The following is a 23,369-nucleotide window of genomic DNA, read 5'->3' as shown; positions in this document are numbered from 1 at the left end:
AATGAATGGTGATAATAATCAAAGTGAAAGCGCGAACAAATTCCATGACGCGCCTTTATCACCAGCGTCAGCGAATGGCAAATGATCACGTCCAATTTTGAGCAAGCTAGTCAAAGTGCCGACGGCACACCGTTTACGCTGGACCGATGAGTTCAACCATCTCTCCCAGCCGAGCCCGCGCGAGATTCAGGCGGCGCTGCTCTACGACTACCGCACCAATGTCGCCTTCTACCCTCGGTGGCAGGCCTGGCTGCGCGAACACAGGCCGCCGACACTGATCGCCTGGGGTGTCAACGATCCCTCGTTCATCGCCGCCGGCGCCGAAGCCTATCGCCGCGACCTGCCCGATGCCGAGATCCATAAGCTCGATGCCGGGCGCTTCGTCATGGACGAGAAGAAGACGAACTGGCCGGACTGATCCTCGATTTCATGGCCCGCCACCCGGGTTGACGGAGAGCACCGCTTCAGAAAGCCGCGCCTGCGGACCCCGGTCGCTATCGCATTGTGTCGTAGGAGAAAACCTGGCGCACCCGACACGTTTCGAACATGTGGCCTCCAACTTCGGAGGCAGTCGACGATTCAAACCCTCATGCAGCGGCCCGAAACAGCAATTTGAGATGGTTGCGCCCTCCCGCAACCATCTCAACTTTCCAATGCGCGTTCAATTCATCCTATCTGCGCGCTACAATGCGAGGCGCTTCTACTCTTGCTGAATCTCTCTTCCATTTGCCGGGAGCTATCGGCTTCTATCCTCGAAGCAGAAGGATAGAAGGAATTCGAGATGCGGCAGCAGCCAGAATCACTCACCAAGCGAACTATCAGGAGACATCAACTCCGCGAAATAGTTCCCCTTGCCGACACTACTATCTACGATATGGAACAGCGCGGTGAATTCCCCAGCGTTTCTATCTCACCTCTCGCTGCGTGGTCTGGGATCTATCCGAGGTCGAAGCCTGGCTCGAGGAACGGCGCCGCGCCTCACGAGCCAAGGCGATAAGGCGCGCGCCGATTCCCGATGTCCAGCTCCGCAAGACCCGCGCCATCAAACATCCGGCTCGGGCGTGAGCAGATCCAGCGTCGGCGGATAGAGGGTCGGCGTGTATTTCTGGCCCGCGACCCAAGCATCCACCAGGTTGGACCACTCCTGCATCATATGCCGGCGTTGATGCTCATATTCCGCCTTATTGTAGATGCCCCGTGAGGATCGGCCGTCCTCGTGCGCCAGGCACTTCTCGATCCAATCGCTGTTGAAGCCCAACTCGTTCAACAATGTCGAACCAGTGCGCCGGAGATCGTGAATGGTAAAGGACTCCAGCGGCAGCCCCTGCTTCTTGGCCCGCTCCACCACAGCGGTCGTGATCCGATTGAACGTCGCCCGCGACATCGGCGCGTCCGCGTCGTAGCGCGACGGCAGGACGTATTTCGAGTTGCCGGCGCAGGTCTTGAGAGCGATGAAGATGTCGAGCATTTGCTGCGATAGATAGACGTTGTGCGCCTTCGAGCGCTTCATCCGCTCCTTCGGGATCGACCAGACGGCGTTCTCGAAATCGACCTCATCCCAAACAGCGTCCTGTAGTTCGCTCTTTCGCACCATCGACAGCAGGATCAGCTTTATTCCGAGCCGTATCGTCGGCAGCGTCGCCACATGCTCAATCTGGCCGAGCATGATGCGGATTTCCGCCGGAGACAGCGATCGGTCCTTTGGCACAAAGGTCGCGATCGACGCCGGGCCAACTTCGTCGGCCGGGTTGGCGACCTTCTCGCCATGCAGAATGGCGAAGGCGAAGACCAGCTTCACGATATCCCGGACATGGACCGCCGTTGCCGGCGCCCGCGCTCCTTCACCTTCGCGCAGAGCCCGCGCAAATCCTCCGGCAGGATTTCCGGCAGCAGTCGGTTGCGGAACGCCGGGAGGATGTCGCGCTCGAAGATGGAACGGCGCATGGCCCGCGTGCTGTCGGCCATCCGCGCCTCCTGAAGCCAACGTTCGCCAAACTCGCCGAAGCTCTTCGCCTCCCGGAGGCGGCGCTTCTCGCGCTGCTTCTCCTGCGCCGGTGAACGGCCTTCCGAAATGGCCCGTCTGGCGTCGATCAGCTTCTCACGTGCGCGAGCCAGAGACAGGCCGGCAGGACCGTAGCGGCCCAGCGTCAACGTCTCTCGGCGACCGTTCAGCCGGTAGTCCAAGCGGAATACGATCGCACCCGAGGGCTGGACCACGACATACAAACCGTCACGGTCCACGATTTTGTATAATTTCTCTTTCGGTTTCAGAGCCTTGATGGCAGCGTCGGTCAACATTTGCGCCCTCCAGATCGGTCAATAAATGCCGGAGAGCGCCCAATTATACCGTCAGGCAGAAAATGGCCTTCCTGATCGGATATTTTCCCTGCTTTTACAGCGTACTAGGTCAAAAATTATACCGTCAGAAGCTCTCTTGCCTCTGACGGTATATGCGATTTCGATCTGAGACAAGATGCACCATACCGTCAGTCATACCGTCATCCGGGAGACTAACCCGTCGATAGACATCGAAACATATCGTCTAATTTATTTTTGTATTTCAGTGCGTTATGTCGCACCTTGGCGTGTTTCCGGACACGCCCGGATAGGCAAAAATCACTCCCACTCGATGGTTCCCGGCGGCTTGCTGGTGAAGTCGTAGACCACACGGTTGACGCCTGGCACCTCATTGACGATGCGGGTGGCGACCGCGCTGAGAAAATGCGGGTCGAACGGGTAGATGTCGGCGGTCATGCCGTCGACACTGGTGACGGCGCGCAGGGCCAGCACATGGTCGTAGGTGCGGCCATCCCCATCACGCCGACCGTGCGCACCGGCAGCAGCACGGCAAACGCCTGCCAGATCGCATCGTAGAGCCCGGCCTTGCGGATTTCATCGAGGTAGATCGCATCGGCCTTGCGCAGGGTCTCGCACTTCTCCTGCGTCACGGCACCGGGAATGCGGATGGCGAGGCCCGGCCCCGGGAACGGATGGCGAGCGACGAACACATCCGGCAGCCCGAGCTCGCGCCCAAGCGCGCGCACCTCATCCTTGAACAGCTCGCGCAGCGGCTCGACCAGCGCCATGTTCATGCGCTCCGGCAGGCCGCCGACATTGTGGTGGCTCTTGATGGTGACCGACGGCCCGCCCGTGAAGGAAACGCTCTCGATCACGTCCGGGTAGAGCGTCCCCTGCGCCAGGAAGTCCGCGCCGCCGAGTTTTTCGCCTCCGCCTCGAACACCTCGATGAACAGCTTGCCGATGGTCTTGCGCTTGGCTTCCGGGTCGGTCACGCCGTCGAGCGCGCCGAGGAAGGTGGCAGCGGCGTCCACATGCACCAGCGGAATATTGTAGTGGCCACGGAACAGGCTCACCACCTGTTCGGCTTCGCCCAGACGCATCAGGCCGTGATCGACGAACACGCATGTCAACTGCGCGCCGATCGCCTCATGGATGAGCACGGCGGCAACAGCGGAGTCGACCCCGCCCGACAGGCCGCAGATGACCCGCTTGTCGCCGACCTGGGCGCGGATTTGCGCGATTTTGGTCGCGCGAAACGCCGCCATGGTCCAGTCGCCGTGGCAGCCGCAGACGCCATGCACGAAATTGCCGATGAGCTTTGCGCCATCCGGCGTATGCGCCACTTCCGGGTGAAACTGCACGCCGTAGTAGCGGCGCGCCTCGTTGGCCACGGCGGCAAACGGCGCGCCGTCCGACGTGGCGACCACCTTGAAACCGCCCGGCAGCATATCGACCCGGTCGCCGTGGCTCATCCAGACCTGGTGCCGTTCGCCGGGTCGCCAGACATCGGCAAACAGGGCGCAGCCGTCGACCACCTCAACGGTCGAGCGGCCGAACTCCCGGTGGTTCGACGGCGTGACCCGGCCTCCAAGCTGGGCTGCCATGGTCTGCTCGCCGTAGCAGATGCCAAGCACCGGCAGCCCACTGTCCCACACTGCCTGCGGCGCGCGCGGGCTGGCCTCGCCTGTGACCGACGCCGGCCCTCCGGAAAGGATGATGCCGCGGGGCGCAAGGCGCGCCAGCGCTTCCTCGCCTTTGCTGAACGGCACGACCTCGCAGTAGACGCCTGCCTCGCGCACGCGCCGCGCGATCAACTGCGTGACCTGGCTGCCGAAATCGAGGATGAGGATGGTGTCGGACATCGCGGCCTCCGAAAAGGGAAGCACCGCGCCATAGCCGAGGCGGCGTGACCCCGCAAGGCCACGCGGCGGACATTATTCGTGGGTGCGCCTGCGCGCGGGCGCAGGCGACATGGCGTGCTGCCCGACATGCTTGAGCAGGATGGCAGCAAGCGCCACAGCGCCGGCATGCGCCGGATCGGCCACGAACAAGACGGCGATCCCGAAGGCGACAATGGCTTCCGCAGCGCCGATGGCAAGTTTATTGAACGGCATGCGCGTTCTCCCGGTGTGCTATGTCCTGTATACGGTTCATGATGTTGCCCTGTTTCCGCTGCGCCATGCATTCGTCATGAATTCGCGTCGCTTGGGCGATAAACTGGCATGTGGCCGGACGGAGGGTTTCGCCCGGCGCCGACGCGTAGATGGATGTTCTTGGACTGGATGACTACACTGCAATTTTCCGCCAGTGATTTGCCGATATGGAAACAATGATGCTGCACGCCATGACGATCGTCATCGGCCTCGATCCAGGGCTGCAAAAACCGGCTGGGGTGTCATCGCTGCGGAAGGGGCGCGCCTGCGCCATCTGGCGCACGGCGTGGTGGCCACGACATCGACCGATCCGCTGGCCACCCGCCTAGCGCAACTGTTCGCCGGGCTGAGCGCCATCCTTGAAGCGCATCGCCCGATGGAGGCCGCCATCGAAGAAACGTTCGTCAACCAGAACCCGGCATCGACGCTGAAGCTCGGGCAGGCGCGCGGCGTCGTGCTGCTGGCACCAGCCATGCGCGGTCTGCCGGTCGCCGAATATGCGCCGAACCTGGTGAAAAGGCCGTGGTCGGTGTCGGTCACGCCGGCAAATCGCAGGTCCACGCCATGGTCGGCCGCCTGCTGCCTGGCTGTGACGTCAAGGCGGGCGACGCCGCCGATGCGCTGGCCGTCGCTATCGCCCATGCGCATCTGCGCACCGCCCGCACATTAGACCTTCGGGCGCGCAGCAGATGAGCACGACACAAACCATGCCAGCGGACGCGCAGAAAATAGACCCGGCGCTGTCGATCGTCCTCGATCTTCTGCGGTTTGGCGCAGCGCTGGCGGTGATGTTCGGGCATCTTGCGGCCGGCTGGCTGACCGGTGGCTACCTCTGGCAGTTGGGCGGCTTTCTGCACGTTGCAGTGATGGTGTTCTTCGTACTGTCCGGCTATGTGATCGCCGCGACCACGAGTCCCCGCCATTCGGCCGCCGACTATGCCGCCGCCCGCATCGCCCGGCTCTATTCCGTCGTGCTGCCGGCACTGGCGATGACGGCGCTTCTGGACGCGATCGGGCTGCAGGCAGCGCCCCATTTCTACGATGAGACCGCCATTGCCGCGAGCCCATCCTTCAACGTGCGCGACGATGCCGTCCTGCGCTATCTGCTCACCCTGCCCCTGATCCAGGAATTCTGGCCGTTTGACGGCATTCGCGGCTGGCCTGGCTCGAACGGACCGATGTGGTCGCTCTCCTACGAGGCCGCCTATTATGTCTTTTCGGCATTCAGTTTTTCCTGCGCGGGCACCGCGCATCCTCGCCATGCTCGGCTGGTTCGTGCTGGTCGGGCCGCAGATCGCAGCATTGCTGCCGATCTGGCTGCTGGGGTGCTGGTCTGGCGGTTGCGCACAAAACGCCAGCGTGGCTCGGCTGGCCGATGATGGTGGCAGGGGTGCTCGGGCTGGCGATGATCGTCCATTTCGACGCGCCCCTGCGCGCCCTCGACCTGCAGTTGGTCTGGAGTGACGCCATGGCGCAGGATGTGCGGACCTCGTCCGGACTGGCAACGCGCTATGCCGCCGGCCTCGCCACGGCGCTGCTGGTTCTGGGTGTCTCCGTGCGCTCGGTGCACTGGCGGCCGCCACCGGGCCGAGCGGCGATGCGCGCGGTCGCCGATCACACGTTCGAGCTTTATGCGCTGCATCTCCCGGTTGCCGTCTTCGCCGCCGCCGTTGCACCGTTTGCGGTCGGCGACTGGCCGCGCGCCGCCTGGGTCTACGGGCTGGTCGCGGTCGCAACCTTCGCCGTCGCCCGTCTCAGCGCGCCGCTGAAGGCGTGGCTCAAGCTGCTGACCCTGAAAGGACTGGCCAAATGTTCGCCAAGCTGACCGGCACCGTCGATGCCCTGCTGGAAGAAGCCCTGGTGCTCGACGTGCAGGACGTCGGGTATCTGGTGGCAGTCTCCGTGCGCACCCTTGCACAGCTTGCACCCGGCGAGCGCGTGCGGCTGTTCATCGAAACCCAGGTGCGGGAGGATGCGATCACCCTCTACGGTTTCCCGAGCGCGGACGAACAGCGCTGGTTCCGGCTGCTGCAATCGGTGCAGGGCGTCGGCGGCCGGGTGGCGCTCGGCGTGCTGAGCGTTCTGGCCCCGAACGACCTCGCACAGGCGATCGCCACGCAGGACAAGGCGAGCGTCGCCCGTGCCAGCGGCGTCGGCCCGAAACTGGCCCAACGCATCGTCAACGAACTCAAGGACAAGGCACCGCTGCCGAGCGGCGTCAGCCTCGGCGCTGTGATGGCGGCGTCGGTGCCTGTTGCAGGAACGACGGACGATGCAGTATCCGCCTTGCTCAACCTCGGCTTCAAGCAGGCGGAAGCCGCGCGCGCCGTCGCTGCTGCCCGCAAGGCGCTCGACGATGATGCGCCGCTGGACCGGGTCATTCCCGCCGCGCTCAAGGAATTGACCCGCTGAGCTCCGCCTTTGGATACGCAGCCGCAACGGCGGATAAAAAGCGCCGGAATGTTTTACACCGTGCCTCGATCTGACCGCGATGGCCCGGCGTTCTGCATACAATCACAATTATTTAATTATTGGCGTGTTTATTGCTTTACTGATGGCTATAGTTTGAGGGAATTTTTATGCGCACTGCCATTCTCGCCCTGCTTGCTGCCTCCACGTCCATCGCGAGCGCGAACGCAGCCGTCATCATCAATGACAGCACGCTTGGCTATTATACCAGTTCACTCGGCGACCTGGCCACAATCCCGGCTTTCGCCAGCCAGACCGACACCAGCACCGGCTTCAATCTGTTTCCGAACGTCGGGGACCCCTGATCCCGAATGCCAGCGCGCCCAATCTCGCCGTGGCGGGAGCGCCGGCGGATTTTGCAACCTTCCTCGGCACGTCCGCGCCAACTGGCGGCGGCTGGAGTGCAGCACCGGTCGCCATCCCCGGCACTTGGGCCGTGGGGAGCGAGACCGCCATCGTCTATGAATTCAACGCTGGCGCCGGCCTGAGCAACATCACCGTTTCACTGGGCGTCGACAACGGCATCTTCGTGTGGCTGAACGGGCAGTACCAATTCGGAGCGATCGCCCCGGTGGATTTTCAGCCAACGAGTACAGCTTCACCCTGCCGGACCTGAGCGGGGTCAATTACCTGCAGGTCCTGCGCGAGGATCACGGCGGACTTACCGGTTATACCATCCAGGTGACTGGCGACCGCACCGTGCCAGCCCCGAGCCGGGGTCGCTGATCGTGCTCGGTGCCGGCTTGGCGCTGGCGGGCATCGCGCGCCGCCGCCGCTAAACGGGCTACCGCAAGCGCCGTCGTGCCGCTAGACACGGGGCATGGAGACGCGCCCCGTTAGCCCGAACCTCAGCCCGGACGATCATCCGGAAAGCCAGTTGCGCCCGCAGCGGCTGGCCGAATTCATCGGACAGCAGGCCGCGCGGGAAAACCTCGAGGTGTTCATCAAGGCGGCCCGCACGCGCGGCGAACCGCTGGATCATGTGCTGCTGTTCGGCCCGCCGGGGCTGGGCAAGACCACGCTGGCCCAGATCGTCGCGCGCGAGATGGGGTGAATTTCCGTGCTACCTCCGGCCCGATCATCGCCCGCGCTGGCGACCTTGCGGCCTTGCTTACCAACCTGGAGGCCGGCGACGTCTTGTTCATCGACGAGATCCACCGCCTCAATCCGCAGGTCGAGGAAGTGCTGTACCCCGCGATGGAGGATCGGCAGCTTGACCTCATGATCGGCGAAGGGCCGTCCGCACGCTCCGTACGCATCGATCTGCCGCCGTTCACGCTGGTCGGCGCGACCACGCGCTCGGGCCTGCTCACCAACCCGCTGCGCGACCGCTTCGGGATCCCGGTGCGCCTGGAATTCTATACGGTCGGCGAACTGGAGCAGGTGGTGGCACGCGCCGCGCGCGTGCTTGACCTGGCGCTCAGTGCAAGCGGCGCCCGCGAAATCGCGACCCGCGCCCGCGGCACCCGCGCATCGCCGGGCGGCTGCTGCGCCGTGTGCGCGATTTCGCCGCTGTGGCCGGTGCGCAAGAGGTTGGCATCGAACTCGCGGATGCGGCGTTGTCCCGGCTGGAGGTCGACAAGCGCGGGCTGGACCGCATCGACCGCCGCTACATGCAGTGTATCGGGCTGGACTATGCGGGCGGGCCGGTCGGCGTTGAAACGCTGGCTGCCGCCTTGTCCGAACCGCGCGACACCATCGAGGAAGTGATTGAACCCTATCTCATCCAGATCGGCTTCGTGGCGCGCACGGCCCGGGGCGCATGCTCAATCCGTCCGGCTTTGCCCACATCGGCCTAGAGCCGCCGACCCCTGTTCTGCCACTGCTGGATGCCTGATGATCAGTGCAGGCGAAATCACCAGGGGTCGGCACAGCGTCTGTTTCCGGGTCTACACGGAGGACACGGATGCGACCGGGGTCGTGTATCACGCCAACTACCTGCGCTTTCTGGAACGGGGACGCTCGGATTTTCTGCGCTGCCTCGGCATCAACCTCAGCGAACCGCTCAGCCGCACCGATGCGGACCACGGCTATTACGCCGTGACGGCCGTCGAGATGCGCTTTCTATCCCCGCCCGGCTGGACGATATCCTGAAAGTCTCGACCCGCGTGGACAAGCTCGGCGGCGCATCCTGCCGCCTGCAGCAAACCGTTGAGCGCGTTGCCATGGCGGAACCTTTGCGACCGCTGGAGACTATCGTGGACGCCATGGTGACAGTCGCCTATCTGGGCGCAGGTGGGCGGCCGCGCCGCCAGCCTGCCGCGTGGCGGGCCAGTTTCGACGCCCTGCTCGACGCGGCGCAGACTTCGACGGATTAAAGGACGCATATGGAGACGACATTGCCGCTTGCCCAAGCCGCTGCCGGATTTTCCCCGTGGGAGTTGTTCCTGCAGGCGGACATCGTGGTGAAGACCATCATGATCGGGCTGGTGATCGCATCGATCGGTGCATGGGCCATCATGATCGACAAGGGGCTGCGGCTGGGCAGGCTGAAGCGCCTTGCGGCGGACTTCGAAAAGCTTTCTGGTCCAATACCACCCTGGACCGCCTCTACGACGCCAACAAGCAGGCGAACCATCCCTATGCCGAGGTCTTTGTCGCGGCCATGGACGAGTGGCGCCGCTCGACCGCACGCGGGCCCGGACCGGGAAAGCCTGAACCAGCGCCTGCACAGCGTCATGCGGGTCACGTTCGAGCGGGAGATGGACAAGCTGGAAGCGCATCTGACCTATCTGGCAACCGTTGCATCCTCCGCCCCGTTCATCGGGCTGTTCGGCACCGTCTGGGGCATCATGCGCTCCTTCACGGCGATCGCGCAGACCCAGAACACGACACTCGCCGTCGTCGCCCCCGGCATCGCCGAGGCCCTGTTTGCGACCGCGATCGGGCTGGCCGCTGCCATCCCGGCGCTGATCGGCTACAACAAGCTGCAGGCGGATGTTGGCCGCTATGGCAGCCGCCTGTCCAACTTCGCCGAGGAATTCCAGGCGCTGTTCTCGCGTCAGCTTGACGAAAAGGCGGCCTGACCATGGGCATGTCGTTCCAGACTGGCGGCCCCGGCGGCGGCAGCCGGTTCAGCGGCCGCTGGCGCCGCCCGCCGATGGCCGAGATCAACGTGACGCCGATGGTCGACGTCATGCTGGTCCTGCTCATTATCTTCATGGTGGCAGCGCCCCTGCTGGTGAGCGGCGTGCCCATCGATCTGCCGGATTCGCGGGCAAAGTCGCTGCCGGAGGACAATGCGCCGGTTCAGATCACACTGGACCAGGGCGGCCGGGTGTACGTCGACAAGCTGGAAGTGCCACTGGACGAACTGGCCCCGAAGCTTAGCGCCATCGTGGAAGCGCGCGGCGACGAACCACGCATCTACGTGCGCGCCGACAAGGCGCTGGGTTACGGGCGGGTGATCGAGGTCGTCGGCGAGATCAACGCCGCCGGGTTCAAGAAAGTCGCCCTGGTCTCAGACCAGCACATGTCCAAAACGGAACGCTGACGCTCATGGCTCTGGCGCGCGGCTGGACAATCTCGATTCTCGGACATGGAGCCCTGTTGGCGGCCCTGCTGTTCGCACACAGCACGCTCCCGCCATCCCTGCCCGATCTCAATCCCCGTGCCGGTCGAGATCGTCGATTTGAGCGAGGTGCAGCGCGTCACCGAGGAGCCGGAACCCTCCACGAAGGCCGCGCCGCGCGAAACCGCGCAAGCCGAACCCGAGCCGGAAATCGCTCCCGAACCGACGCCGCCGGAACCGGCGCCCGCGCCGGAACCCGAACCCAAGCCCGAGCCCAAAAACCGGAGCCGAAAAACCCGAACGCGACAAGGCGCTGGACCAGAAGCTGGAAAATCTGGTCGATAAAAGCCTTCAGGAGGCGGACCGCAAGCGGCTCAACGTGTCCGAGCTGGCCAAGGACCTGAAGCGGGATATCGCGAAGACCGCGATCCGCGACACCCGCGCGACCATCACGCTGCAGCAGTTGATGGATGCCAAGGTGTCCGCCTGCTTCAACCCGCCATCGGGCGGCGCCGACGTCAAGAAGATCACCGTACAGGTGCAGTTCCGCCTGAACGACGCCGGCCAGATCGTCGATGGCCCCAGGATCGTCGGACGCAGCGGCGTCACCCCGGCCAATGCCGCGTTCGCCGATGCCCTCGCCCGCGCCACCCTGCGCGCGGTCATCCAGTGCGCGCCTTACGAGCTGCCGCAGGAGTTCCGCGCGATCTGGGCGAACCAGGATTTCGAATTGAACTTTGACCCCTCGCGCCTGTTGTGATTCATACGCATGATCGCGCTGACGAAAGGACCGACCGTGATTCATCTGCTTCGTCGCCTGGCCCTGCCCTGCCTTCTCGCCTTGGGAACCCTCGCAGCAACACCGGCTGGGGCCGTCATCCGCATCGACATCACCGGCGGGTCGGTGCAGCCGCTGCCGATCGCCATCCCGGAGTTTGTCGCCAGCAACCCGCAGGCGACGCCGGATGGCGCGCTGCAAACCCTCTCGACCCGCATCTCCCAGGTGCTGAGCGATGACCTCAAGAATTCCGGCCTGTTTCGCCCGCTGGACAAGGCCGCCTTCACCACGACCGTGACGGCGGAAAACTTCGCCACCCCGGACTATGCGTCCTGGCGCACGATCGCCGCACAAGCGCTGGTGACCGGTTATGCCAAGCTCAACGCGGACGGCAGCATGGCGGTCGGTTGCTACCTGTTCGATGTGTTTTCGGAAGAAGGGCTTCTGCAGCACTCGGTCACGATCGCGACGCCAAAGCAATGGCGTCGCGCCGCCCATAAATGCGCCGACAAGATCTATACGCAGTTGACCGGCGACAGCGGGTATTTCGACACCCGCATCGCCTACATTGCCGAAACCGGGCCGCGGAAGAACCGGGTCAAGCGTCTGGCGATCATGGACCAGGACGGCGCCAACATCGAATATCTGACGACCGGCCAGAACCTGGCGCTGACCCGCGCTTCGCGCCGGACGGCGGGTCCCTCAGCTACCTCGCATTCGGCGCGACACCACGGGTGTTCCGCTATGATCTGACCACTCGCAGGCAGGAATTGCTCGGCCGCTTCCCGAACATGAGCTTTGCGCCGCGCTACGCACCGGACGGCCGCAGCATTGCCCTGACCCTCTCCGAAAACGGCGACTCCGACATCTACATCCTCGATCTCGCCAGCAAACAGACGCGCCGGATCACCAACCAGCCGTCGATCGACACTTCGCCGAGTTTTTCCCCGGATGGACAGCGCATCGTGTTCGAGTCCAACCGCGGCGGCTCGCAGCAGCTCTATGTGATGAACGCGGACGGCAGCGGTGCGCAGCGCATCTCCTTCGACACGGCAAACCCGCGTGCCCGCTACGGTTCGCCGGTCTGGTCGCCGCGCGGCGACCTGATCGCCTTCACCAAGATCGCCAACGGCAAGCTGCGGATCGGTGTCATGCGCCCGGATGGCTCCGGCGAGCGCCTGCTGACCGACAGCTGGCAGGACGAAGCGCCGGCCTGGTCGCCGAACGGCCGGGTCATTACCTTTTCCGCACGCAACGCTCGACCGCGCGCACCGACGGCGGCGTGGCGGTCTATGCCATCGACCTGACCGGCGTGAACGAGCGCCGTATCCCGACGCCGACGGATTCCTCCGACCCGAACTGGTCGCCGTTGCTGCCGTGACAGCAGACTGCACAATAAATAGTCTCATCTGCAATCAAGCCTTGTCTTGACCTGCTGCGATGAAACTTTATATTGGGCCACAGTTTATCTTGATTTTCAGCGTTAGAGACGGAGAGACCCATGGCTACGTCGCACACTTCTCTGCGCATTGCACGGATGACGGCTCTGGCCGGCGCCGTCGCATTGCTCGCCGCCTGCTCCAAGAAGGAAGAGCTGCCGCCCGCGCCGCCGCCGCCGCCGGCACCGACCCAGCAAGTCGCCCCGACCCCGACTCCGCCGCCCCCGCCGCCGGTCACCGCCTCGACGACGCCCGGCAGCCTCAAGGACTTCATCGAGACCGCTGGCGCTGACCGCGTATTCTTCGAATACGACAGCTACGCCCTGGGCGACACTGCGCGCGCAACGTTGGCCAAGCAGGCCGAATGGCTGAAGAAGTACGGCAGCATCACGGTGACCATCGAAGGCCACTGCGACGAGCGCGGCACCCGCGAATACAACCTGGCGCTCGGTGAGCGTCGTGCGACGGCCGTCAAGAGCTTCCTGGTGAGCGCCGGCGTTCCGGCCGACCGCCTGAAGACGATTTCCTATGGCAAGGAGCGCCCGGAAGTCGCCGAGTCCAATGAAGAAGCCTGGTCGCAGAACCGTCGTGGCGTCGCCGTTCTGGACAATCCGAACAGCTAACGCCGCAATCGCCGCCAATCTTCACGCCCCGATGCTCCCGCAGCGTCGGGGCGTTTGATTGGTGGATGGTTGCCGATACGGAAGACAGGACTTGCGGGAGCGATCTGCAGACTGTGTACAACAGGAGTAAGCCATGAGCCGTATCGCCCTTCTATTCCTCTGCGCTCTGATGCTCGCGCCACTGGCCCATGCCCAGTCCACGGACGACGCGACACGCATCGAGAAAATCGAGAAGGACCTGCGGGTCCTGCAACGCAAAGTCTTCCCCAAGGGCGCGCCGACCTACCTCGAGCCGGAAACGACGACCGCAGCGCCCCAAAGTGCGCCAGCGCTGCCGGACAATTCCGCGCTGCTTGCCATGCAAGAGCGCCTGGATGCGCTTGAGGTGCGCCTGCAGACCCTGACCGGCCAGCTCGAGCAGGCCAATTTCCGCCTGCGCCAGATGGAAGACGGGCTTGCCCGCTTCAAGAGCGACGCCGAATTCCGCCTCAACGCGCTGGAAGGCGGCAAGCCTGCAGGGGTTGCAACGGCCGACCCGGCGGTGCCGGCGACCGCCAATGCAGGGACCCTTGATACGGACACCGCGAAGGCAGCCACACCGAAAAGAGCGCAGACGCCATCGAGGCCGCCTATCTGGAGGCTTACAACTTCGTCGAGGCCAAGGATTATCCCAAGGCAGAGCAGGCTCTTGCCGGTTTCGTGAAGGCGAATCCAGCGTCCCGCCGGGCGTCCTACGCCCAGTATTGGCTTGGCCGCGTCTACATGGTGCAGAAGAAATACGACGAAGCCGCGCTCGCCTTCGCCGAAGGCTATGAAAAATTCCCCAAGGGCGAGCGGGCACCGGACACCTTGCTCTGGCTGGGCAAGTCACTGGTCGCACGTGGCCAGCCGGATCTTGCCTGCCGGTCCCTTGGCGAACTTGACGTCGCCTACAAGGCGATTGCGCGCGGGCGGCTTGCCAACGACCTGAAGGCCACCCGCAAGGACGCCAAATGTGGCTGACGGGCTGCCGTCAGTCTTCGCACATGCCCTGAGCCGGCTGTTGCCGACCCCGCCAGAACACCTGGCTGTGGCTGTATCCGGTGGCTCGGACAGCCTGGCGCTGGTTCTGCTGGCGCATGCGGCGCTGCCGGGGCGCGTGACGGCGCTGACCGTCGACCATGGCCTGCGCCGGGAGGCAGCCGAGGAGGCTTGGCAAGTCGGGCGGTGGCTGGCGATGCGCGGCATCCCGCATCACATCCTGCGCTGGGATGCGGCCCCTGCGACCGGCATTCAGGAGGCTGCGCGCGCGGCTATGCTTTGATGGCCTGGTGCCGCGCGCAGGCAGTGCCTGTCCTCCTGACCGGCCATACGGCCGACGACCAGGCCGAGACCCTGCTGGCGCGGCTGGCGCGCGGTGCTGGCCTTGCCGGGATGGCAGGCATCCGCGCGCTACGGCCGCTTGATGCCGCGGTGACCCTCGCCCGGCCGCTGCTGGAGCTGCGCCGCGCAACGCTCCAGGCCTGGCTGGAGTCGATCGGCCAGCCGTGGGTGTCGGATCCTTCCAACCACGATCCGAAGTTCGAGCGGGTGCGCTGGCGCGCCGCGCTGGCGAACCTGCCCGAGCTTGACGCCGCCGCCGCCGCCCGCACTGCCAGCCACCTCGCCGACCTCGACGCGCAACTGAATACGGCAACCGATCACTGGCTGCAGCACCACGCGACGCTGCTGCCCGGCGGCGCCATGCAGGTTGCGCTTGCGGGCGCGCCGCTCCCGGAAATTCGCCTGCGAGCACTGGTACGCGCACTCGAAATCGTCACGGGCTCCGTGCCTGCGCGTGAAGACGTCGCTGCGGCAATCGCGCGCAAGTCCGCCACCACCTGCGGCGGGGCGAAACTGGAGCCGACGGACACGGGAATGCTCTGCATGCGCGAGGCCGGCCGCATTGCTGACAGTCTGCCGACACCGTGCGCGCACGCGCTGTGGGACCGCCGGTTTGCGATCACCGAGGCCCGCCCCGGCGTGGTGCGTGCGCTGGGCGAGGCCGGCTGGCGCAACGCATTGGATCAGTGGCCGGATTTGCGTGGCCTTGCAATGCCGTTCGGTGTCCGCTGTGCCCTGCCGGCGCTCTGGCGGGGAAGAATTGCTGGCGCTGGGCGGCGGCGGCAACGCTCTGGCGACATTGCTGCCCGCTTCGGCGCAGCTTGACGCGGAATTCGTCGGGATGGCGAACATGCGACATTCGCCATCTTTGTTTCTTTACCACACCACCATATCTTAGCGTCAAGACTCGGTAGTGTCTCAGTTTGAAAAGTCCGCTCGTGGTGAGCTTGGACAGAACCACGAGCCGCTCACCCCTTCGTCAAGCTCAGGGTGAGCGGCAGAATTTCAAACTGAGACACTACCAAGACTCAGCGCGCGCGTGCGCCGCAGGAAAGGAAAACAATGTCCGACAAGCGTGGACCGAATACCATGAGCCGCAGCGTCGCCCTGTGGGCTGCGATTATCGTGGTGCTGGTGGTGCTGTTCCAGATGCTGGGGACGCAGAGCAACCGGCAGGTGGTGAGCGACCTGGCCTATTCCGACTTTCTGACCCAGGTCGAGGAAGGCAAGGTGCGCGAAGTCGAAATCCGCGGGCAGGAACTGGTCGGCGCGATGACCGACGGGCAGACCTTCAAGACCAACGCCCCGAACGATCCGAACCTGATCGACCGGCTGAAGGCGAAGAACGTGCATTTCAAGGTGCAGCGCGAGGAAGGCCGCAGCCTGCTGATGTCGATCCTCATCCAGTTGCTGCCGTTCCTGCTCATCATCGGCATCTGGTTCGTCATCATGCGGCAGATGCAGGGGTCCAGCGGCCGTGGTGCCATGGGCTTCGGCAAGAGCCGCGCGCGGCTGCTGACCGAGAAGCAGGGTCGTGTCACGTTCGACGATGTCGCCGGCATCGACGAGGCGCGCGAGGAACTGCAGGAGATCGTCGACTTCCTGAAGGATCCGCAGAAGTTTCAGCGCCTGGGCGGTAAAATCCCCAAGGGTGCGCTGCTGGTCGGTTCGCCTGGCACCGGCAAGACCCTGCTCGCCCGTGCCATCGCCGGCGAGGCCAACGTGCCGTTCTTCACCATCTCCGGCTCGGACTTCGTGGAAATGTTCGTCGGTGTCGGGGCGAGCCGCGTGCGCGACATGTTCGAGCAGGCGAAGAAGAACGCGCCCTGCATCATCTTCATCGACGAAATCGACGCCGTCGGCCGCCATCGCGGCGCCGGGCTCGGCGGCGGCAACGACGAACGCGAACAGACGCTGAACCAGCTTCTGGTGGAGATGGACGGCTTCGAGGCCAACGAAGGCATCATCATCGTGGCGGCAACCAACCGGCCCGACGTGCTGGACCCGGCGCTGCTGCGTCCGGGCCGGTTCGACCGGCAGGTCGTGGTGCCACGCCCGGATATCGTCGGCCGCGAGAAGATTCTCGGCGTGCACATGAAGAAGGTGCCGCTGGCCCCGGACGTGCAGGCCAAGACCATCGCGCGCGGCACACCGGGCTTCTCCGGCGCCGACCTTGCCAACCTGGTCAACGAGGCGGCGCTGCTGGCGGCCCGGCGCGGCAAGCGCCTGGTCTCCATGCAGGAGTTCGAGGACGCCAAGGACAAGGTGATGATGGGCTCGGAGCGCCGCTCCATGGTCATGTCGGACGACGAGAAGCGCATGACGGCCTATCACGAGGCCGGACACGCGCTGGTTGCTCTCAAAGAGCCGGCGTCCGACCCGATCCACAAGGCGACCATCATCCCGCGTGGCCGTGCGCTCGGCATGGTGATGCGCCTGCCGGAGCGCGACAGCTACTCCTACCACCGCGACAAGATGTACGCGAACCTCTCGGTCTCCATGGGCGGCCGGGTCGCCGAGGAAGTGATTTTCGGCTACGACAAGGTCAGCTCCGGCGCATCCGGCGACATCCAGTATGCAACCCAGCTCGCCAAGACCATGGTGACCCAGTGGGGATGTCGGATGCGCTCGGCCCGCTGCAGTACACTGAGAACCAGGAGGAAGTGTTCCTCGGCCATTCAGTGTCGCGCCAGCAGAATGTCTCGGAAGAAACCGCGCGGCTGATCGACGCAGAGGTCAAGCGCATCGTCATGGAATCCTACGAGCGTGCCCGCACCTGATCGCCGACAACATCGATGGCCTGCATACGATCGCGCAGAACCTGCTGGAGTTCGAAACCCTGACTGGCGACGAAATCCGCACCCTGCTGGAAGGTGGGACCATCGAGCGCCCGGAAATCGCCGATGCGCCCCCGCCTCCACCATCCGGCGGCGTCGGTGCGATCCCCAAGACCGGCAAGCGCCCAGGCGGCCTCAACCCCGCGCCGCAGGCCTGATCGGCTGACGCTGCCGGGACATGCACGACCTTGATCATAACCCGGCGGCGTTCGCCCGCCTTGGCGCTGAAGCGCAGATCTATCTGCGGCCGAGCGGTTTCGTCGACGGGCCGCTGATGGACCCCGACGCCTGCCGTAGGCTGGCCGGCGGCGCGGTGTGGTTCTCGGCGGTTCACGTGATCGCCCGCACGCAGGCCGGGCGATGCGCAAGCTGCCTGGTGCCTGTGCCGGGAATTTCCGCCTTCCTGGAGGCGTTGCCAGACCCCAGCGCCTGCGCGCGCTCGACCAGTGGCGACACCTGACGGCAGCGCGGACGACCATGCCCCTGCCGCGCAACACCCGCACCCTGCGCTTTGACCAGCCGATGGTCATGGGCATCCTCAACATGACGCCGGACAGTTTTTCCGACGGCGGTCGCCTGACCGATGCTGACGCGGCGGCGGAGGCCGCCTGGCACATGGCGGAGGCCGGAGCGGCACTGGTCGACATTGGCGGCGAGTCGACGCGCCCCGGTGCAAAACCGGTCTGGGAGCAGGACGAGATCGACCGGGTCGCGCCGGTGCTGGAGCGCCTGGGCGCGCTGTCCGCCGGCGTCTCGCTCGATACCCGCAAGGCCGCCGTCATGCGCGCGGGCCTGAAAGCCGGCGTGGACATCCTCAACGATGTCTCGGCCCTCACCTGGGACCCGGAGAGCCTGGCTGTCGCCGCCGCCAGCCCCTGCCCCATCGTGCTGATGCATGCGCAGGGCAGCCCGGAGACCATGCAGGACGCCCCGGCCTATGCCGACGCGCTGCTCGACGTCTACGACTGGCTGGAGGCGCGGGTTTTGGCCTGCGAGGCGGCAGGCATTGCGCGCGCAAGGCTGATCCTTGATCCCGGCGTCGGCTTCGGCAAGGCGCTGCGCCATAATCTCGACGTTCTGAACGGGCTCAGCCTGTTCCACGCACTCGGCTGCCCGTTGCTGGTGGGGGTCAGCCGCAAGCGCTTCATTGGCGCGCTGGGCCGCGAAGAGCCGGTGGACAAGCGGCTGCCCGGCACGCTGGCGGCTGTCGTCCACTGCCTGGCGCAGGGGCACAGATCGTGCGCGTGCACGACGTGGCCGAGGCCGTCCAGGCCCTGCGTATCTGGCAGGGCCTGCGCGATGCGGCGCTCACCGCCTGACAGCTTGCGGAATGACTAAAATTTAGAACCTGATGACTTTAGGTTGACCCACACGCCATCGCGCGGTTGCACACGCGCCGCTCACCCTGAGCTGGACGAAGGGATGAGCGGCTCGTGGTTCGTCCAGGCTCACCACGAGCGGACTTTACAGCCTGCTCCGTGAAGATCGGAATGGCGATCCCATCCAATGTCATCGGACTCTAGCAGAATTTCCGCATGTATTTCAATGTGGTGACCCCTACGGGACTCGAACCCGTGTTTTCGCCGTGAAAGGGCGACGTCCTGACCGCTAGACGAAGGGGCCAAAGCGGAAGAGGCGCGTTTACCGACGCGCCCCGCCGAGGTCAACAGGGAAATGAGCGCGATCGCCGCACATATCAAGAGCACACTGCGGCATCCTCGATATGCAGTTCCGCCATCGGCCCGCCGGACCAATCGTCCTGCGCCAGCCGCCCGGCGAGATAGACCGACTGCCCGCGCGCCGAGAGCAGCGCGACGCCAAGCGCCGTGCTCGCCTGCCGGAACGCCATCGCCTTGAGCCGTGCGCCATCCGCGCCTTGTACGATCAGCCGCAGGTGATCCGTGCCGACAATATCCGCCTTGACGATGCGCACCGGCCCGAGCGCGACGCGCGGGTTCGGCCAGCCGGCACCATAGGGCCCCGCCGCCTCCAGTGCTTCGGCAAGGTCAGCCGTCGCGCCGGCGGGTGCCAGCGCCACATCGATCGCCAGCGCGCGGTCCTGCCGGGCGCGGGCGACCGGCTCGGCCAGCGCCGCCTGCAGGAATTCGACCAGCGCTTCAAGCCGGCCCGCCTCGACGGTCAGGCCCGCTGCCATGGCATGGCCGCCACCCGTCACGAGCAACCCCTGATCACGCGCGCTGAGGACCGCCGCCCCAGATCGACGCCGGCAATCGAGCGGCCCGAGCCTTTGCCAATGCCCCTTCCAGCCCGATGACGATCGCCGGGCGGTCGTGCCGCTCCTGAGCCGAGCCGCCACGATGCCCAGCACGCCCGCATGCCAGCCCTCGCCGGCTGCCACCACCACCGGGCGGTCGCCCTGCGGCTGGCTGAGCGCCTGGTCCAGCACTGCCGCCTCGATCCCCTTGCGCTCTTCGTTCAGCGCGTCGAGCGTGCGGGCGATGCCGGCGGCGGTCGCCGGGTCCTGCGTGGTCAACAGCCGCACGCCGAGGTCCGACTGACCGACCCGGCCGCCAGCGTTGATGCGCGGCCCCAGATGGAAGCCGAGGTCGCCAGCGCGCGGCGCGCGGTCAGGCGTCGAGACGTCCAGCAGCGCGGCCAGCCCGGTGTTGCCGCGCCGGGCCATGAGCTTCAGCCCCTGCGTCACGAAGGCGCGGTTGAGGCCCTTGAGCGCCGCCACATCTGCCACCGTGCCGAGTGCCACCAGATCAAGCAGTGCAAGCAGGTTCGGCTCCGGGCGGGCGGCATAGTGACCACGCTGGCGCAGCAGGCGGTTGACTGCGACCGCCAGCAGGAACGCGAGCCCGACAGCCGCCAGATGACCGTGGGCCGCAGCGTCCGGCGCTTCGTCCAGGCGGTTCGGGTTGACGATGGCGAGCGCCGGCGGTAACGCCCAGCCGGCCTTGTGGTGATCGACCACGATCACGGCCAGGCCCGCCGCCTGCGCCCGCTCCAGCGCTTCGAAAGCCTGGGTGCCGCAATCGACCGTGACCACCAGCTCCGCCCCTGCCCTTGCCAGGCTCTCCAGTGCCTCCCCGCTCGGGCCGTAGCCCTCGAGCAACCGGTCCGGGATATAGGGGCTGGCAATGCCGCCGGTCTCGGCGATGAAGCGCAGCAGCAGCGCTGCCGAGGTCGCACCGTCGACATCATAGTCCCCGAAGACGACGATGTTGCGCCCGGCTTGTATCGCATCGGCGAGGTGACCAGCGGCTGAGTCCATATCCCTGAAGATCGAGGGGTCCGGCATCCAGTCGCGGATGGTCGGCTGGAGCAGCCTGTCGGCACTATCCAGATCGGGCCCGGGCAGCCAGCACCCGGGCGACGCTCTCGTTCAGCCCATAGGCCTGGGCGAGATGCAGCGCCTGCGCCGGCTCCTGCAGCCGCCAGCGCCACGCCAGCCCGCTCAGGGACTGGCGGACATCGAAGACCGCCGCCGTCGCGGTGGCCACTTAAAGCCGCTTGCGCCGGTGCTCGCCGAACACCCGGCGCACCGTGCCGGAAGACGCCCGCATGACAATCGACTCAGTGGTGAACCAGCCGCCCTGACGGCGCTTGACGCCCTGCAGCAGCGCGCCGTCGGTGACGCCGGTCGCCGCGAAGATGCAGTCGCCGGATGCAAGGTCGGTCAGGCTGTATTTGCGGTTCAAGTCGGTGATGCCGGCACGGCGGGCGCGCTCGCGTTCGCCGTCGTTGCGGAAGATCAGCCGGCCCTGCATCTGGCCGCCGATGCAGCGCAGCGCGGCCGCGGCCAGCACGCCTTCCGGCGCGCCGCCCTGGCCCATGTACATGTCGATCCCGGTTTCGTCCGGGTCGGTGACTGCAATCACGCCGGCGACGTCGCCGTCCGGGATCAGCTTGATGCCGCAGCCGACGGAACGCAGCTCCGCGATAAGGGCTTCGTGGCGCGGCCGGTCGAGCACACAGACCATGACTTCGGCCGGCGCTACACCCTTGGCCTCAGCATAGGCCTTGACGTTGGCAGCGGGGCCGGCGTCGAGATCAACCAGGCCGTCCGCATAGCCGGGCCCGATCGCCAGCTTGTCCATGTAGGTGTCCGGCGCGTGCAGCAGGCCGCCATGCTCGGCGATCGCCAGCACGGCAAGCGCATTCGCACCGGCCTTGGCGGTGATGGTGGTGCCTTCGAGCGGGTCGAGCGCGATGTCGATCTTCGGCCCCTGGCCGGAGCCGACTTTTCGCCGATGTAGAGCATGGGCGCTTCATCCCGCTCGCCCTCGCCGATCACGACCGTGCCATCGAAGTCCAGCTTGTTGAGCGCTGCGCGCATGGCCTCGACGGCAGCGGCATCGGCCGCCTTCTCGTCGCCACGGCCGATCTGCCCGGCGGACGCGATGGCTGCGGCTTCGGTCACGCGGACCATCTCGAGCACCAGAACGCGGTCGAGCAGGCTGGACGGCGTGACGTGGGGCGGCCTTGTGAGCGACATATCAATTCTCCAGGATTGGCATCATGAGCGGCTGGCCCAGCATACTGCCGAGGCCGCTGATCTGGCTGAGCGCGCCATGCGCCGCCTTCAGGGGTCCGGTGCGTGGTGAGGACGAAATAAACGCCGCCCTCCGGCGCCGCGCCGCGCTGGATCACGCTTTCGACCGAGACGGCAAAATCGCGCAGGATGGCGGTGACTTCCGCCAGCACGCCCGGGCGATCCGCGACCGTCAAGCGGATGTAGACGCGCTCGGACGGTGCCAGCGGATCCGCGGCCTCAAGCGGCATCAGCGCCGAGACCGGCATCGCAAGCGGCGGGCCGAACTCGCCGCGGGCGATATCGATCAGGTCGGCGACCACGGCCGAGGCGGTCGGTCCTTCGCCGGCGCCACGGCCCTCGAACAGCACGCGGCCGACGAAATTGCCCTCGGCCAGGACGGCGTTGGTCGAATCCATCACATGGGCCAACGGGTGCGCCATCGGCACCAGGCAGGGATGAACGCGCTGAAGCAGCTTGCCGTCCACCAGCCGCGCCGCGCCGACCAGCTTGATCCGGTAGCCCAGCACGCGGGCGTAATCGATGTCAGCCGCCAGAATCTCGCGGATGCCGGCCGTGGTGACGCCCTCGAACAGCGGGCGCGCGCCAAAGGCCAGGCTGGCAAGGATCGAGAGCTTGTGGGCGGCGTCGATCCCGTCCACATCGAAGGTCGGATCGGCCTCGGCATAGCCGAGCGCCTGTGCATCGGCGAGCACCTTGGCGAAAGCCGCGCCCTCGCGCTCCATGACGCTGAGGATGTAGTTCGAGGTGCCGTTGAGGATCCCGGCGACCTGGGAAATCGCGTTGGCGGCCAGCCCTTCCCGCATGCCCTTGATGACCGGGATGCCGCCGGCAACCGCGGCCTCGAACTTGAGCGCAGCGTTCATCGCCTCCGCGCGCTCGGCAAGCTCCATGGCGTGGTGCGCAATCATGGCCTTGTTGGCGGTGACGAAGGACTTGCCGGCACCCAGCGTCGCGCGTGCCAGCGCCAGCGCCGGGCCATCCGACCCGCCGATCAGCTCGACGACCGCGTCGACATCGGCGCGCGCGGCAAGATCAGGGGCATTGTCGACCCAGGCGAAACCGCCAAGATCAATGCCACGCTCGCGGTGGCGGTCGCGCGCGCTGACGGCGGTGACGACGATCGGACGATTGGCGCGCGCCGCCACATGGGCGGCATTCGCCTGCAACAGCTTGATCACGCCTGCGCCGACCGTGCCCAGCCCCGCGATCCCGATCTTCAGCGCCTCAGTCATGTCGCCTCCTGTCGCCGGGTCTGGTAGCCGCGCTGGTGCGGCTTGGCTAGACCTTGATCGTTTCCGATTGAATCAATCTGAATGGTGCTGTCGCAACCGCGTAACGGGTCATTTTGAAATTTTGCCGCTCACCCTGAGCTGGA

Annotated in this window: 23 protein-coding genes, 1 tRNA gene and 8 pseudogenes; 23 read left to right on the top strand and 9 right to left on the bottom strand. The window is 65.7% G+C overall.

Going from position 1 to position 23,369, the window contains the following annotated elements:
- Nucleotides 1-115 precede the first annotated feature (115 nt).
- Nucleotides 116-418: an alpha/beta fold hydrolase gene (locus E6W36_RS11175; RefSeq protein WP_222872639.1), complete on the top strand. Its 303-nt coding sequence runs from the start codon at nt 116-118 to the stop codon at nt 416-418.
- A 624-nt stretch (nt 419-1,042) separates the two neighbouring features.
- Here the strand turns inward: E6W36_RS11175 and E6W36_RS23450 are convergent.
- From E6W36_RS23450 to E6W36_RS11155, 4 genes and pseudogenes are all read right to left on the bottom strand, one after another.
- Entirely contained in the window at nt 1,043-1,798 is a 756-nt protein-coding gene (locus E6W36_RS23450; RefSeq protein WP_425459632.1) for a tyrosine-type recombinase/integrase, read from the bottom strand.
- On the bottom strand, nt 1,795-2,298 hold the full coding sequence (locus E6W36_RS23445) for an Arm DNA-binding domain-containing protein (protein WP_425459631.1): 504 nt from the start codon (nt 2,296-2,298) through the stop codon (nt 1,795-1,797). The genes E6W36_RS23450 and E6W36_RS23445 overlap by 4 nt, the downstream gene beginning before the upstream one ends.
- 318 nt (nt 2,299-2,616) lie before the next feature.
- Nucleotides 2,617-4,162, bottom strand: a pseudogene (guaA, locus tag E6W36_RS11160) (glutamine-hydrolyzing GMP synthase).
- A 72-nt stretch (nt 4,163-4,234) separates the two neighbouring features.
- Nucleotides 4,235-4,414 (bottom strand): hypothetical protein, encoded by a 180-nt coding sequence (locus E6W36_RS11155; RefSeq protein ID WP_222872638.1) that lies wholly within the window; start codon nt 4,412-4,414, stop codon nt 4,235-4,237.
- Nucleotides 4,415-4,644: 230 nt separating this feature from the next.
- Between E6W36_RS11155 and ruvC the strand changes: the two are divergent.
- The 22 genes and pseudogenes from ruvC (at nt 4,645) to folP (ending at nt 18,791) form a co-directional block, all read left to right on the top strand.
- Nucleotides 4,645-5,146, top strand: a pseudogene (gene ruvC, locus E6W36_RS11150) (crossover junction endodeoxyribonuclease RuvC).
- On the top strand, nt 5,143-5,832 hold the full coding sequence (locus tag E6W36_RS11145; RefSeq protein WP_222872637.1) for an acyltransferase family protein: 690 nt from the start codon (nt 5,143-5,145) through the stop codon (nt 5,830-5,832). The pseudogene ruvC and the gene E6W36_RS11145 overlap by 4 nt, the downstream one beginning before the upstream one ends.
- Entirely contained in the window at nt 5,829-6,278 is a 450-nt protein-coding gene (locus E6W36_RS11140) for a hypothetical protein (protein ID WP_222872636.1), read from the top strand. Before E6W36_RS11145 ends, E6W36_RS11140 begins: the two co-directional genes overlap by 4 nt.
- Nucleotides 6,263-6,865 carry a Holliday junction branch migration protein RuvA gene (gene ruvA, locus E6W36_RS11135; RefSeq protein WP_222872635.1) on the top strand — a complete coding sequence of 201 codons (603 nt, stop codon included), beginning with the start codon at nt 6,263-6,265 and terminating at the stop codon, nt 6,863-6,865. The genes E6W36_RS11140 and ruvA overlap by 16 nt, the downstream gene beginning before the upstream one ends.
- A 167-nt stretch (nt 6,866-7,032) precedes the next feature.
- Entirely contained in the window at nt 7,033-7,227 is a 195-nt protein-coding gene (locus E6W36_RS11130; RefSeq protein WP_222872634.1) for a hypothetical protein, read from the top strand.
- Between the two features lie 29 nt (nt 7,228-7,256).
- Nucleotides 7,257-7,538, top strand: coding sequence for a hypothetical protein (locus tag E6W36_RS11125; protein WP_222872633.1), 282 nt, complete (start codon nt 7,257-7,259; stop codon nt 7,536-7,538).
- Nucleotides 7,498-7,701 (top strand): PEP-CTERM sorting domain-containing protein, encoded by a 204-nt coding sequence (locus tag E6W36_RS23440; protein ID WP_222874470.1) that lies wholly within the window; start codon nt 7,498-7,500, stop codon nt 7,699-7,701. Before E6W36_RS11125 ends, E6W36_RS23440 begins: the two co-directional genes overlap by 41 nt.
- A gap of 41 nt (nt 7,702-7,742) precedes the next feature.
- Nucleotides 7,743-8,759, top strand: a pseudogene (gene ruvB, locus E6W36_RS11115) (Holliday junction branch migration DNA helicase RuvB).
- The gene (locus tag E6W36_RS20745; protein WP_281277303.1) at nt 8,759-9,016 is read left to right on the top strand and encodes a hotdog family protein; all 258 of its coding nucleotides are present in this window, start codon (nt 8,759-8,761) and stop codon (nt 9,014-9,016) included. Before ruvB ends, E6W36_RS20745 begins: the two are co-directional and overlap by 1 nt.
- Nucleotides 9,017-9,030: 14 nt before the next feature.
- Nucleotides 9,031-9,240, top strand: a complete 210-nt coding sequence (locus E6W36_RS18980) for an acyl-CoA thioesterase family protein (protein WP_246047558.1) — start codon at nt 9,031-9,033, stop codon at nt 9,238-9,240.
- A gap of 9 nt (nt 9,241-9,249) precedes the next feature.
- Nucleotides 9,250-9,948 carry a MotA/TolQ/ExbB proton channel family protein gene (locus E6W36_RS11105; RefSeq protein ID WP_342776659.1) on the top strand — a complete coding sequence of 233 codons (699 nt, stop codon included), beginning with the start codon at nt 9,250-9,252 and terminating at the stop codon, nt 9,946-9,948.
- A gap of 2 nt (nt 9,949-9,950) precedes the next feature.
- Nucleotides 9,951-10,415: an ExbD/TolR family protein gene (locus E6W36_RS11100; protein ID WP_222872632.1), complete on the top strand. Its 465-nt coding sequence runs from the start codon at nt 9,951-9,953 to the stop codon at nt 10,413-10,415.
- A 117-nt stretch (nt 10,416-10,532) separates the two neighbouring features.
- Complete coding sequence (locus tag E6W36_RS11095; RefSeq protein WP_222872631.1) at nt 10,533-10,778, top strand: hypothetical protein; 246 nt, start codon at nt 10,533-10,535, stop codon at nt 10,776-10,778.
- 34 nt (nt 10,779-10,812) lie between these two features.
- Nucleotides 10,813-11,193, top strand: a complete 381-nt coding sequence (locus E6W36_RS11090) for a hypothetical protein (RefSeq protein ID WP_222872630.1) — start codon at nt 10,813-10,815, stop codon at nt 11,191-11,193.
- A gap of 36 nt (nt 11,194-11,229) precedes the next feature.
- Nucleotides 11,230-12,592: pseudogene (gene tolB / locus E6W36_RS23435) on the top strand (Tol-Pal system beta propeller repeat protein TolB).
- A gap of 120 nt (nt 12,593-12,712) precedes the next feature.
- Nucleotides 12,713-13,273 carry a peptidoglycan-associated lipoprotein Pal gene (gene pal, locus E6W36_RS11080; RefSeq protein WP_246047552.1) on the top strand — a complete coding sequence of 187 codons (561 nt, stop codon included), beginning with the start codon at nt 12,713-12,715 and terminating at the stop codon, nt 13,271-13,273.
- Between the two features lie 133 nt (nt 13,274-13,406).
- Entirely contained in the window at nt 13,407-13,976 is a 570-nt protein-coding gene (locus E6W36_RS11075; RefSeq protein ID WP_222872629.1) for a YbgF trimerization domain-containing protein, read from the top strand.
- Nucleotides 13,892-14,275 (top strand): tol-pal system protein YbgF, encoded by a 384-nt coding sequence (ybgF, locus tag E6W36_RS11070; RefSeq protein ID WP_222874468.1) that lies wholly within the window; start codon nt 13,892-13,894, stop codon nt 14,273-14,275. Before E6W36_RS11075 ends, ybgF begins: the two co-directional genes overlap by 85 nt.
- On the top strand, nt 14,268-14,576 hold the full coding sequence (locus E6W36_RS20740) for a PP-loop family protein (protein WP_222872628.1): 309 nt from the start codon (nt 14,268-14,270) through the stop codon (nt 14,574-14,576). The genes ybgF and E6W36_RS20740 overlap by 8 nt, the downstream gene beginning before the upstream one ends.
- Nucleotides 14,576-15,460, top strand: coding sequence for a PP-loop family protein (locus tag E6W36_RS11060; protein WP_222872627.1), 885 nt, complete (start codon nt 14,576-14,578; stop codon nt 15,458-15,460). Before E6W36_RS20740 ends, E6W36_RS11060 begins: the two co-directional genes overlap by 1 nt.
- Before the next feature lie 237 nt (nt 15,461-15,697).
- A pseudogene (gene ftsH, locus E6W36_RS11055) lies at nt 15,698-17,415 on the top strand (ATP-dependent zinc metalloprotease FtsH).
- A 235-nt stretch (nt 17,416-17,650) separates the two neighbouring features.
- Nucleotides 17,651-18,791: pseudogene (gene folP / locus E6W36_RS11050) on the top strand (dihydropteroate synthase).
- 229 nt (nt 18,792-19,020) lie between these two features.
- Here folP and E6W36_RS11045 read toward each other — a convergent pair.
- The 5 genes and pseudogenes from E6W36_RS11045 to E6W36_RS11025 form a co-directional block, all read right to left on the bottom strand.
- Nucleotides 19,021-19,095, bottom strand: a tRNA-Glu gene (locus tag E6W36_RS11045).
- A gap of 73 nt (nt 19,096-19,168) precedes the next feature.
- Nucleotides 19,169-20,737 (bottom strand): single-stranded-DNA-specific exonuclease RecJ, encoded by a 1,569-nt coding sequence (gene recJ / locus E6W36_RS11040; protein ID WP_246047551.1) that lies wholly within the window; start codon nt 20,735-20,737, stop codon nt 19,169-19,171.
- Nucleotides 20,738-20,774: 37 nt separating this feature from the next.
- Nucleotides 20,775-20,939, bottom strand: coding sequence for a hypothetical protein (locus E6W36_RS11035; RefSeq protein WP_222872626.1), 165 nt, complete (start codon nt 20,937-20,939; stop codon nt 20,775-20,777).
- Nucleotides 20,940-21,934: pseudogene (glpX, locus tag E6W36_RS11030) on the bottom strand (class II fructose-bisphosphatase).
- A 1-nt stretch (nt 21,935) separates the two neighbouring features.
- A pseudogene (locus E6W36_RS11025) lies at nt 21,936-23,226 on the bottom strand (homoserine dehydrogenase).
- Nucleotides 23,227-23,369 lie beyond the last annotated feature (143 nt).

It is taken from the genome of Hankyongella ginsenosidimutans (genome assembly GCF_005144965.1).
Taxonomy (GTDB): domain Bacteria; phylum Pseudomonadota; class Alphaproteobacteria; order Sphingomonadales; family Sphingomonadaceae; genus Hankyongella; species Hankyongella ginsenosidimutans.
The sequence above is the reverse complement of the archived record's forward strand: the minus strand, read 5'-3'. Positions and strand labels throughout refer to the sequence as shown.